The sequence below is a fragment of the Pseudomonas sp. BP01 genome (assembly GCF_022760795.1).
GTDB classification, from domain to species: Bacteria; Pseudomonadota; Gammaproteobacteria; order Pseudomonadales; family Pseudomonadaceae; genus Aquipseudomonas; species Aquipseudomonas putida_Q.
Window position 1 is genome coordinate 145348 of sequence record NZ_JAFBKA010000002.1, and the last position, 11592, is coordinate 156939.

The window sequence follows — 11592 nt, forward strand, 5'->3', positions numbered from 1 at the left end:
GTGCTCAGCCCTCCTGCAGCCTATGGGGTCACCAGCACATCACACTGCGATTCGTTCAGTACATGCTTGGTAACGCTGCCGACCAACAGCTCCTCCAGCGCGCTGGCACCCTGCTTGCCGACTACGATCAGGTCGCACTCCAGCTCCTGTTCCTGTTCGGCAATGCGCCAGCCAGGGTCACCGTGCACCAGGATCTGCCGTGCATCGGCCATACCGGCAGCCTCACTCAACGCAGCGAGTTGCGCCGCTGCATCCTTGCGGATGACATTGCGGTAATGGGTGAGCGTGTCGTGGTCGATATGGGCAAAGCGCACGCTGCCTTCGAACGGGGCTTCGTACACATGCAGCAGAATGATTTCGGCCTGTGGGGCAATGGCCTTGGCCAGTTTGATGGCGCGCAGCGAAACGGGTGAGAAGTCGACTGGCACCAGCACGGTCCGATAGGCGTCACGAGGGGCCGGCTTGACCACCAGCAAAGGGCAAGGCATGTGGTTGAGCATTTTCTGCACGGTCGAACCCAGCAGCAGGCGCCGCGCCACGCTCTGGCCCTTGGCGCCGCACACCAGCAGGTCGCTGCGTTTGTCCTGCACCAACCGGTTGATTTCCGTGATCACCGAGCCGCTGGCAACCTGCACGCCCGCGGAAATGTCATAGCGCTGGAACAGCAGGGCTGCCAGTGCGCGAGTTTTCTCGCCGGCGCTAGCCAGCACGCGCTTCAGCAGGTCGTCATCAGGCGCCACCAACTGCTTGAGGCGTTCGAAGGGCGCCGGGTTGGCAACGTAGAGCAGGTCCAGTGAGGCCTGCTGCGCGTTGCTCAGGTAGGCAGCGCGCTCCGCTGCGTTGCGGGCATGGGGGGACAGGTCGGTGGCTACCAGTATGTGTTTCAGCGGGTTCATGTGGGGCTCCTTGTCCAAGGCCGCGCACAGTGTTCGAGGGTTGTGCACTGTGCGCCTGGCGGTGCTTGAGTCATTCCTTGCTTGCAGCCATCGTCGCGCGAACCCGGCGCGAGGGCTTGATTTGGGTCAATGGAGTGTAGGTGCCGCAGCGGATCATGCCGGCAACAACAGGCGCAGCACCCCCGTCATCACGATGGCAAACACCACCACCGGCAAGAGGGAAAACCGCGTAGCTGCGTACACCGTAAGCCCCAGCGCAATCAGGTCGGCCGGGTGCCCGGAAACGAACTTGGGTGCGATCACGGCAATCAGCACGCAGCCGGGCGCGGCGTTCAGTACCTGGGTCAGCTGCGGTCCCAGGGTGCCGTTGCGCAGCAGTAAAAAGCCCAGCGCACGGGTCAGGTTGGTGTCCACAGCCATGCATGGCTTGGCCCACAGGTAAGCGGTCACCAGGCCGGCCACGGTACCCGCGAGTACGTACCAGCCACCGGGAATCAGCAGGTAGAACAGTGCGGCAGTGATCAGGCTGAACAGCCAGGCCAGGGCTGCGTGTACGCCCCTCCACATACCCTTGAGCAGCACCAGGAAGACTGCGGCGCAGGCGATGTCAAAGCCATAGCTGCGCAGCTCGCCGAACAGCGGCCCGACCTGCGCGCCGAGGACAAGGGCAAAAGGGATGAACCCCAGCAGCGCCGGCAATGCGGCAACGGCGCCGCGGCGCGGTTCGCTTTGCGGCAGGGTGGTGGGGGGATCGTTCAGTACAGGTTCATGGGTATTCATGGTCACCTCCAGTGGAGGTAAATTATTCCAATCTGGCGCTGGAATTGGCTTGCGTAGTTGCACTGATGCGCAGACCATTTGGCATCTGCTGCCGATAATATCGAAATAGAGGTTTATCAATGCCAATCAAGCTCGATGCCATCGATCGGCGCATCCTGCGCGCGCTGCAGCGCGACGGCAGGTTGCAGAACCAGGAGCTGGCCAAGCAGGTGGGGTTATCTGCTTCGCCGTGCCTGCGTCGGGTGCGCTTGTTGGAGGAGGCTGGGGTGATCGAGCGCTACGTGGCACTGGTTGACCCGGCCAAGGTAGCGTTGGGCCTCACCCTGTTTGTGCGGGTGTGGCTCAAGCGCCAGGACCAGGACACCACCGACGAGTTTGTCGAGGCCGTGCGGCAGTTGCCTGAAGTGGTGGAGTGCCATGTGATGGCGGGCGATTGCGACTTGCTGTTGCGGGTGGTGGCGGCAGACCTGGAAGCCTATAGACGCTTCCAGATCAAGCACCTGACCAGCCTGAGCGTGGTGCAGAACGTGAAGACCGAAGTGCCGATGGAAAAGATCAAGCTGACCACCGAGCTGCCGGTGTAGTCGCGCGTTTCACTCAGGCCCACTCGGCGCGGTCTGCCAGCAGCCTGGCCTGGCGCAACAGCTCGTCATCCGGCGTCGCACTGGCGATGGCCAGGCGCAGTTGCCCAAGAAACCGCCCCTGGATCGGCGCGATCGAGGCCGAGAACAGGCTCACCCCATCGCCCAGTGCGGCACCGATGGCCGTCAGGTCGGGCTTCAGCCCTTTGCCGCCGGTGTAGTGCAAGTCCAGGTAGCGCTTGCCGGCAGTGCTGGCCTGTGCGGCCGGGGCGGCCTCGCTGAGCAGAATGCGGCTGACGGCGTGCCGGGGGTTGCCGAACACTTCCCACACCGCGCCGGTTTCGACGATGCGGCCTTGTTCCAGCACGGCTACACGGTCGCACAGGTCGCGGATTACCTGCATTTCGTGGGTGATCAGGACGATGGTCAGGCCCAGCCGCTGGTTGATGCTGCGCAGCAGGTCGAGGATCGCCTGGGTGCTTTCCGGGTCCAGCGCCGACGTGGCTTCGTCGCACAACAGAATCTGTGGCTCCAGCACCAGTGCCCGGGCAATGCCCACGCGCTGCTTCTGGCCACCGGACAGTTGTGCGGGGTAAGCGCCGCCACGGCCGGCCAGGCCGACCAGGCGCAACAGTTCCTCGACCCGGGCGCTGCGCTGTGCCTCCGGCACCCCGGCCATGCGCATCGGCAACTCGATGTTCTCGGCCACGGTGCTGTTGGCCAGCAGGTTGAAGTGCTGGAAGATCATCGCCACCTTGCGCCGCAGCGCGTGCAAGGGCTTGCCGTGCAGCCCGGCGATGTCCTGGCCGTCGATCAGTACCTGGCCGGCGCTGGGGGCTTCCAGGCGATTGAGCAGGCGCAGCAGCGAGGATTTGCCCGCACCGCTGCGGCCGATAATGCCGAACACCTCGCCACGGCGTACCTGCAGGTCGATATTGTCCAGCGCACTGACCGCGCCGTAGTGTTTGTGGATGCCGCGCAGGCACAGCTGCGCATCGGTTGGCTGGATTTGCTGCTGGTAACGGCTCATGTTCGGGTTCCATGCCCTCTGTCACCAGAGGGCGTCAGGGGTCAGAAGCCAGGGGCGATCTGGCCTTTGTAACGGGTCAGGATGAAGTTGCGCACTTCAGGCGAATTGAGCGCCTTGGCCAGCTTCTGGATACCGGGGTCCTGCAGGTTGTCGGGGCGGGCGACCAGGTATTCCACGTACAGGTCCTTGCCTTTTTCCACGATCAGCGCGCTGTTGGTATCGATGCCGGCCTCCAGGGCGTAGTTGGCGAAGACGAAGGCGAGGTCGACCTGTTTCACCGAGCGGGCCAGCATGGCGCCCTCCAGTTCGCGGATTTTCAGGTGGCGGGGGTTGTCGGTGATGTCGCGCTGGGTGGACTGCGGGTTGGCCGGGTCCTTCAGCTTGAGCAGCCCGGCCTCCGCCAGCAGCACCAGGGCACGGCCAGTGTTGACCGGGTCGTTGGGGATGGCGACGCTGGCACCATCGGGCAGCTCTGCCAGGTTCGTGTACTTGGCCGAGTAGGCGCCGAACGGTTCGATGTGCACGCCCACCACGGGTACCAGGTCGGTGTGCCGGGTTTTGTTGAAGTCGTTCAGAAATGGCCGGTACTGGTAGTAGTTGGCGTCGAGGTTCTTCTGCGCCAGTTGCAGGTTGGGCTGGATGAAGTCGTTGAACACCTTGATGTCCAGGTCGACCCCTTGTTTGGCCAGGGCCGGTTTGACGAATTCGAGGATTTCCGCATGCGGTACCGGCGTAGCGCCGACCACCAGGTGTTCGGCGGCCTGGGCACTGAAGGCGAGGAAAGCGGCGAGGGCAGTGAGGGTCTTTTTCATGGTCGGTACCTGAGAAGAGTAGGGGCTCAGCGGCGGGTGAAATGCCTTACCAGGCGGTCACCGCTCATCTGCAGCGCCTGCACCAGCAGGATCAACAGCAGCACGGTGACCACCATCACATCGGTCTGGAAGCGTTGGTAGCCAAAGCGGATCGCCAGGTCGCCCAGGCCGCCACCGCCGATCACCCCGGCCATGGCGGTGTAGTCGACCAGCACGATGGCAGTGACGGTGACCGCCGCGATCAGCCCGGTGCGCGCTTCGGGCAGCAGGGTGTAGCGGATGATCTGCGCGATGCTGCCACCCATGGCCTGGCTGGCCTCGACCAGGCCGCGGTCCACCTCGCGCAGGGCGGTTTCAACCAGCCGCGCAAAGAACGGCGTGCAGCCGACCACCAGCGGTGGGATGGTGCCCTTCACCCCCAGCGAGGTGCCGGTCAACAGGGTGGTCAGCGGAATCAGCACGATCAGCAGGATGATGAACGGCAGCGAGCGCAGCACGTTGACCACCACCGACAGGCTTCGGTACAGCGGGCCGTGCGCCAGCAACTGGCGCTGCCCGGTCAGGTACAGCAGTACGCCAAGGGGCAGGCCAAACAGCACGGTAAAGCCCAGCGCGGCGCCCAGCATGCTCAGTGTTTCAAGGCAGGCCTGGGCGATTTCCGCCCAGTCGACGTTGGTCAGCAGGTCGTTCATTGGCGTGGCCTCAGTTCCAGTCGTGGCGAGGCGGCTTGATGCCGTTCAGTGCCCAGTTGCCGACCAGGTGGTACTTCCAGCGGACCGGGTCGTGCAGGGTGTGCACGCGGGCGTTGCGCCAGTGGCGGTCGAAGTTGTGGCGGGTCAGCGACGAGCGCGTGCCGCCCAGTTCGAACAGGCGGTTGCTGGCCTCGATGGCGGCCTCGGTGGTCAGTACCTTGGCCTTGGCCACCGCAATCGAAGCCAGGGCCACGTTTTCTTCGTTCGGTGCGGGCCTTGCCGCATCCAGGGCCTGGCCTGCACGTTCGAGCAGTGCCTCGGCGGCCTCCTGGCGAATTTCCAGCGAGCCGACCTGGATGATGGTCAGCGGGTCTTCGCTGGCCTTGTCGACCTGGGCATCGATCCACGGCCGGGCATGTTCGCGCACGAAGGCAATGGTGTCGTCCAGCGCTGCGCGGCCGATGCCGGCGTCGATGGCTGCGGTGGTCAACTGGGCGAAAGGCCCGGCGAGGGTCGGGCTTTCGTAGGAGCGGTAGCTGGGGAACAGGTTGAACGCCGGCACCCGCAGGCCGTCGAGCAGCACAGTGCCGCTGGAGGTGGTGCGCTGGCCCATGCTGCTCCAGTCGTCGACAATCACCAGCCCGGCGCTGCCGCGCTGGACGAAGGCCAGCTGGGCACGGTCCTGCTCGTCCAGCGCCAGCACGCCCAGCCAATGGGCGTACAACGAGCCGGTGCAGTAGCCCTTGCGCCCGTCGATGCGGTAGCCGTCACCTTCGGCGACCAGGCGCGTGCGAATGTCCTGCACAGTCTTGCCGCCGGTTTCCGACAGGGCATTGGCGAAGCGATGGCCCTGCAGTACCAGGTCGTAGAAGTAGCGTTGCTGTTGCGGGCTGCCTTGCAGGCGGATGTCTTCGAGCAGGCAGTAGTGGTTTTGCGGAATTTGCCCAAGCGAAGGGTCGGCAGCGGAGACGATGGCGATCACCCGGGCGAGTGTGGCGAACGACACCTCGGCGCCACCATAGGCCCGTGGCACGGTGATGCCCCACAGCCCGCTGTTGGAAAACGCGTCGACGATGTCGGCGGGTACTTCGCGGTTGCGGTCGCGTTCGGCGGCGCCCTCGCGCAGCAGCCCGGCGACTTGATGAGCGACGGCCAACGCTTCGGCGTCGTCGCGAATGATGTGCGCCGCCGGTGGGCGGATTTCGTAAGTGGCAGATACGGTCAAGTCAGGCATGAGCAGCTCGAATGCAGTCGGATGACCTTGCATTGCAGCTGCTGTGCCAATGTTTTAGTCCAGTAAAATCAGGCTTTTAGATGCCTGCGATGGGCTGTTCCTGCCTGAAAACACAACTAACTGTTGTTGTGCTGTCCGCCTTGCAACAGCAGTTGGGTGAGTGTGTCCATGGCCGGCGTCGTCTGGCTGCCTTTGCGGGTGACCAGCTCGTAGGGGTCGCTGACCGAGCCCATGGCCAGGGGCAGCATGCGCACTTGCTGGTTCATCGCGCATTGCCGGGCCACGTCAATCGACACCAACGCCACGAAGTCGGGGCGGTCCTGCAGCAGCGACAAGGTTGCCAGGATCGAGGTGGTTTCAACCAGGTGCAGCGGGAACCGCAGCCCGGCATCGTGGAACTCGCGCTCCAGTTGCACGCGCATTGGCATGTTGGCCCGGTATACGATCCAGCGGCTTTCGGCCAATTCGGCAAGGCTGACGGTTTGGGCGTGTTTGAGCGGGTGGTCGACATTGGCGATGACCGCCAGCGTCTCATCCTGGACAAAGGTGCTGGCAAACAGCTGCGGCGTATTGCTGACGCTGGTGCGACACAGGGCAATGTCCAGCCGGCCGCTTTCGATCTGTGCCAGCAGCGACTGGCTGGTGTCTTCGATGATCTCGAACGACATCTGCGGCTGGATACTGGCCAGCTGTGATACAGCCCGCATCAGCAATGGCACAGCGCCCATGATGGCGCCCACCGCCAGCCGGCCGCCCACACCGCGCAGGATGGCATCCAGATCATGGCGCAGGTTGGAAATATCGGTTTGCACCACGCGCGCGTAGCGGATGGCGCAGTGCCCCGCGGCAGTGGGCTCCAGCCCGCGGTTGGTGCGGTTGAACAGCACCGTGCCGAAGGTGGTTTCGATTTCCTGCAGCGCCTTGCTGGCACCGGGCTGGGTAAGCCCGACGCTGCCTGCTGCACCCAGCAGCGAGCGGTGCTCGTCCAGCTCGATGAGCAGGCGCAGGTGGCGGGCGTGCAGCCTGGACATGATCGAGTTAAGTGATGGGGTCATCGGCTATGCGCTCTGGTTATACCGCTATGGATTGTTCTCAATACCATGGCCAGGCGCGCATTCCTATACTGGCGCTGCACGGTGTCGCATCCAGTGCGGCTGAACCGCCCAGAACAACAATGCCAGGAGCCTGCTGAGCCTTATGTCCCTGATCAACTACATCACCCAGATCCAATTCGATATCGGCGCCATTGCCCTCTTGCCTGCCGAGTGCGAGCGCATTGGTATAACCAGGCCTTTGATCGTGACCGACCGTGGCGTGCGCGCTGCCGGTATCGTCGATACGGCGTTGAACACCTTCGCCGACAGCACTGCGCAGCTGCCGATCTACGACGGTACGCCACCCAACCCCAACGAGAACGCGGTGCGTGAAGCGGTGGCCATGTTCAAGGAGTGTGGTTGTGACGGCATCATCGCCATTGGCGGCGGCTCGGCGATCGACCTGGCCAAAGGTGTGGCCGTGTGTGCCAGGCACGATGGGCCATTGAAAAGCTTTGCGGTGATCGAGGGCGGCCTGGCGCGAATCACGCCGGCAACCGCGCCGGTGATTGCTGTGCCAACCACCGCCGGGACGGGCAGCGAAGTAGGGCGAGGCGCCATTCTGATTCTTGACGACGGGCGCAAGGTGGGTGTGATCTCGCCCCATGTGGTGCCCAAGGCCGCCATCTGCGACCCGGCGCTGACCCTTGGTTTGCCAGCGCAACTGACTGCGGCCACCGGCATGGATGCGATTGCCCACTGCCTGGAAACCTTCATGGCGCCTGCGTTCAACCCACCTGCCGACGGCATCGCCCTGGACGGCCTGTGGCGCGCCTGGCGCTTCATCGAAAGCGCGACCCGAGACCCGCAGAACCTCGATGGGCGTATCAACATGATGAGCGCTTCGCTGCAAGGTGCGCTGGCCTTCCAGAAGGGCCTGGGCTGTGTGCACAGCCTTAGCCATGCCTTGGGCGGGATCAACCCGCGCCTGCACCATGGCACCCTCAACGCGATTTTCCTGCCTGCTGTAATCACCTTCAACCGCAAGGCCGACACCGTGCTGAACGAGCACAAGATGGCGCGTATCGCGCAGGCGATGGGGCTGGCAGACGAAAGTCAGATCGAACAGGCCATTCGCGACATGACCCGCGCGTTGGGCCTGCCGACCGGCCTGCGCGAACTGGGTGTCAGCGAGGAGCAGTTCCCACGCATAATCCAGGGCGCGTTGGCCGATCACAGCCATCGGACCAACCCGCGTGAGGCGTCTGCCGAGGACTACCAGTGGTTGCTTGAAGCGTCGATGTAAGGCGCCAATCCGCTGCTCAATCAATAACAACAAAAGTGAACGCCCATGAATACCAAGTACGCGCAAGCCGAGCTTGCCCCCACAGGGGAAGCGGTCGCCAGCTCCAACCCGTTCAAAAAGTACCAGGTCATCACCGTCAGCCTGTTGCTGGTGATCGGCATCATCAATTACGTCGACCGCAGTGCGCTGTCGATCGCCAATACCTCGATCCAGCGCGACATGGGCATCACGCCGTCACAGATGGGCATTTTGCTGTCGGCGTTTTCCTTGGCGTATGCCTTCTCGCAGCTGCCGCTGGGCATGATCATCGACCGCCTGGGCAGCAAGATCTCGCTGGGGGCGGCGCTGCTGGGTTGGTCGGTGGCGCAGACAGCCTCCGGCCTGATCAACAGCTTTTCCGCATTCATCGGGTTGCGGGTGGTGCTGGGGATTGGCGAAGCACCGATGTTCCCGTCGGCAGCGAAAGCGCTGGCGGAGTGGTTCGAGGCCGAAAAGCGCGGCACACCGACGGGCATCGTGCTGTCCTCGACCTGCATCGGGCCGTGCCTGGCGCCACCGTTGTTGACCCTGCTGATGATCACCTGGGGCTGGCGCGGCATGTTCATTGTCACCGGGGTGTTCGGCATCCTGGTCGCCGCCTGCTGGTTTGCCTTCTACAAAAGCAAGGCGCGTTACCTGGCCGAACTGCCTGCCGAGGAGCGTGAGCAACTGTTGGCGACCCAGGCTCATAAACAGCCGGTGGCAAGCGCCAGGCCGAGCCTGCGGGCACAACTGGCGGCGTGGGCCGAGCTGTTTCGCCACAAGAGCACCTGGGGCGCCGTACTGGGCTTCATGGGGGTGATCTACATGCTGTGGCTGCACCTGACCTGGCTGCCGGGCTACTTCGAGCGCGAACATGGCTTGAGCCTGTACCAGACGGCCTGGGTGGTTTCGCTGGCGTACGTATTCGGCGCGTTGGGCACCATTGTCGCGGGCCGCATCTGCGACCGCCTGGTGAAGAACGGCGCCAGCGTGTTGGGTAGCCGCAAGCGGGTAGTGGTGAGTGCGTTGTTCGCGGCGGCGGCATTTACCGTTCCGCTGTCGTTCGGCAGCGGCTTGATGCTCAGCGTTGCGCTGCTGTGCTGCGCGCTGTTCAGCGTAAACATGGCCAGCTCGACCGCCTGGATGATTGCCAACACCGTGGTCGATAGCCAGCGCGTGGCCTCGTTTGGCTCGATCCAGAACTTCGGTGGCTACCTGGCAGGCTCTGTAGCACCGATCGTGACCGGGTTCAGCATCCAGCAGACCGGGTCGTTTGCCTCGGCGTTCCTGATCAGTGCTGCGGTGGCGGCGGTGGCGGCGATGGCTTATGTATTGCTGCTGAAGCAGCCGATTTCTGCTGACAGTTGACCTACGTAGCAGCGGTGTAGGAGCGGCCTTGTGTCGCGATCGGGCCGCAGAGCGGCCCCGACGATCTGAATGTGTTGCTAAGATCCTGGGGCCGCTACGCGCCCCATCGCGACGCAAGGCCGCTCCTACAAGTGGATTGCGTAAGGCAAGTTAATAACAATTTGTGATGCCAGGCATCATGACAATATATTTATCCTTATCAATTCCAGGCCCTAGCATCTGTTGCCCGGCATCGCCCATTTCCATGAGGTCTTGATGAACAGTTCGCTTTTCGTACCCCAACGTACCGCGGCCCTGTTGCTGCAGCACTGGCGCAGCGGTGACTTGCTGACGGAACTGCCTGCCAGCCTCAGGCCCGAAACCTTGAAACAAGGCTATGACAGCCAGGATCAGTTCTTCGCCGCCGCCGCTGGCCAGCGTGCGGGGTGGAAGCTGGGTGTTGGCAGCCCCGCCGGCATGCGTGCGGCCAATTTGTCCCGGCCGCTGATCGGCCAGTTGGAAGCAAAGCGCTGCCACGCTGATGGTGTACACATCGAACTGCCGGCCGTGACGCCGGTGACCATCGGATGCGAGATCGCCTTCGTGCTTGACCGTGATATCCCCCCGCAAGCCGGACGGCGGCCGGCCAGCGAGGATATCCGCGCTACCTGCGTCACCTTCGAAGTGGTGCGCTCACGCTTCGTCGATCGCAAAAGCGTCGGCTGGCCAAGCTTCGTGGCGGACAACGTGGGCTTCGAAGCCCTGGTAGTGGGCAACAGCCTCGGGGCAGGCATCAATGTACCCTTGCTTGCCGACCTGGCCGAGACCACCGAGGTGTACGTAGATGGCGAATTGCGCGCACGTGGCTTGTCTGGCGATGCGGCGACCGACCCGCTGGTGTCGCTGGCCCACCTTTATGCCCATGCTGCCGAACGTGGCCAGACCTTGAAGGCAGGTGATGTCGTGACCACGGGGGCCATGTGCCAGCCGTTCGACCTGAATGAAACAGGCCATCAGGTTAGCGCCAGGTTCCTTTCCCAGGCGCTGTCGTTCACGCTGTAACCGTCGATCACTGTTGATAGGGCGCCTGCATCTCTTGCTGGGTTGGTGGGGCAACGGGGATCAGGTGCTCGCAAATACCAATAGCCGTACCAAAATATTGCATGAGTCATCTTGATGCTTTGGCATAGCAGTACTAATACTTAAGCACTGCCGAAGAGGGATGATCATGCAGACGCGCTTCGTTGTGGTTCCTGCAGTGCCAATAAACAGAGAGGTTTACCCTCGGCGCCTTGGCTTTCCGGCCGCACTGGGGGAGGGTTATGACCTTTACGACACACAAGAAAAGATGCGCTTGAGCCTCAACTTTTCCACACGGGCCCAGGCCGAGTTCGAGTGCGCATGCCGCAACCTCGGCCAGGAAGGCGATGAAGCGGGTATTGTCGGTATTGGCTGATCTGGTGAAGCCCAGGTAAGGGACGGAATATCTTTATTGATGGCACCGGCTACGCCGGTGTTCGCGGGTGAACCCGCTCCCACACTGATCGTGCAAGCTTCAAGTTCTGTGAACAAGGCGGCTGATAGCACAGGCATCACGCCAGTCTTGAATGCGACACCATCCCCTGTGGGAGCGGGTTCACCCGCGAACACCGGCGCAGCCGGTGCCAGGCATCGCGCCCTCAACCTTGTTCACGCAGCGCTTCACTGTTTGTTGACGGTGGCCCAGGCGCGGGCTTCGGCCTCTTCTTTCGACAAACCCCTGTCTTCCTAACTCGCCTCTATGTGCTCGGCCTTGCGCTTCTGCTTGTCTGTGCGTCATGGCACAGGCAAAAAGCTCTACCGTGCGGCCTGCCACTCAA

12 protein-coding genes and 1 pseudogene are annotated in these 11592 nt (G+C 63.1%); 5 read left to right on the top strand and 8 right to left on the bottom strand.

What is annotated here, in order from left to right; translation table 11 throughout:
* Positions 1-20 precede the first annotated feature (20 nt).
* Together JOY50_RS02755 and JOY50_RS02760 are read right to left on the bottom strand one after the other, a co-directional pair.
* The gene (locus JOY50_RS02755) at positions 21-896 is read right to left on the bottom strand and encodes a universal stress protein (RefSeq protein ID WP_132840053.1); all 876 of its coding nucleotides are present in this window, start codon (positions 894-896) and stop codon (positions 21-23) included.
* 153 nt (positions 897-1049) lie between these two features.
* Entirely contained in the window at positions 1050-1316 is a 267-nt protein-coding gene (locus tag JOY50_RS02760; protein ID WP_046811367.1) for an AzlD family protein, read from the bottom strand.
* 479 nt (positions 1317-1795) lie between these two features.
* On the opposite strand from JOY50_RS02760, the gene JOY50_RS02765 reads away from it, so the two are divergent.
* Positions 1796-2260 carry an Lrp/AsnC family transcriptional regulator gene (locus tag JOY50_RS02765; RefSeq protein WP_080956794.1) on the top strand — a complete coding sequence of 155 codons (465 nt, stop codon included), beginning with the start codon at positions 1796-1798 and terminating at the stop codon, positions 2258-2260.
* A 13-nt stretch (positions 2261-2273) separates the two neighbouring features.
* Here JOY50_RS02765 and JOY50_RS02770 read toward each other — a convergent pair whose 3' ends face one another.
* The 5 genes from JOY50_RS02770 to JOY50_RS02790 form a co-directional block, all read right to left on the bottom strand.
* Complete coding sequence (locus JOY50_RS02770; RefSeq protein WP_138736526.1) at positions 2274-3287, bottom strand: methionine ABC transporter ATP-binding protein; 1014 nt, start codon at positions 3285-3287, stop codon at positions 2274-2276.
* A gap of 41 nt (positions 3288-3328) precedes the next feature.
* On the bottom strand, positions 3329-4099 hold the full coding sequence (locus JOY50_RS02775) for a MetQ/NlpA family ABC transporter substrate-binding protein (RefSeq protein ID WP_138736527.1): 771 nt from the start codon (positions 4097-4099) through the stop codon (positions 3329-3331).
* Between the two features lie 26 nt (positions 4100-4125).
* Complete coding sequence (locus JOY50_RS02780) at positions 4126-4791, bottom strand: methionine ABC transporter permease (protein ID WP_019472129.1); 666 nt, start codon at positions 4789-4791, stop codon at positions 4126-4128.
* Between the two features lie 10 nt (positions 4792-4801).
* Complete coding sequence (locus JOY50_RS02785) at positions 4802-6025, bottom strand: SfnB family sulfur acquisition oxidoreductase (RefSeq protein WP_026034536.1); 1224 nt, start codon at positions 6023-6025, stop codon at positions 4802-4804.
* Positions 6026-6141: 116 nt separating this feature from the next.
* Positions 6142-7080 carry a LysR family transcriptional regulator gene (locus JOY50_RS02790; RefSeq protein WP_026034535.1) on the bottom strand — a complete coding sequence of 313 codons (939 nt, stop codon included), beginning with the start codon at positions 7078-7080 and terminating at the stop codon, positions 6142-6144.
* Between the two features lie 142 nt (positions 7081-7222).
* Here JOY50_RS02790 and JOY50_RS02795 point away from each other — a divergent pair, with 142 nt between their 5' ends.
* The 4 genes from JOY50_RS02795 to JOY50_RS02810 all read left to right on the top strand — a co-directional run bounded on the left by JOY50_RS02795 (position 7223) and on the right by JOY50_RS02810 (position 11189).
* The gene (locus tag JOY50_RS02795; RefSeq protein ID WP_132840060.1) at positions 7223-8365 is read left to right on the top strand and encodes an iron-containing alcohol dehydrogenase; all 1143 of its coding nucleotides are present in this window, start codon (positions 7223-7225) and stop codon (positions 8363-8365) included.
* Positions 8366-8410: 45 nt separating this feature from the next.
* Entirely contained in the window at positions 8411-9754 is a 1344-nt protein-coding gene (locus JOY50_RS02800) for an MFS transporter (RefSeq protein ID WP_132840063.1), read from the top strand.
* Positions 9755-10009: 255 nt separating this feature from the next.
* Positions 10010-10795 (top strand): 2-keto-4-pentenoate hydratase, encoded by a 786-nt coding sequence (locus tag JOY50_RS02805; protein ID WP_243054735.1) that lies wholly within the window; start codon positions 10010-10012, stop codon positions 10793-10795.
* A gap of 160 nt (positions 10796-10955) precedes the next feature.
* Positions 10956-11189, top strand: coding sequence for a hypothetical protein (locus tag JOY50_RS02810; protein ID WP_132840068.1), 234 nt, complete (start codon positions 10956-10958; stop codon positions 11187-11189).
* A 248-nt stretch (positions 11190-11437) separates the two neighbouring features.
* Here JOY50_RS02810 and JOY50_RS02815 read toward each other — a convergent pair.
* Positions 11438-11515: pseudogene (locus JOY50_RS02815) on the bottom strand (termination factor Rho); the annotation flags it as partial.
* Between the last annotated feature and the right edge of the window lie 77 nt (positions 11516-11592).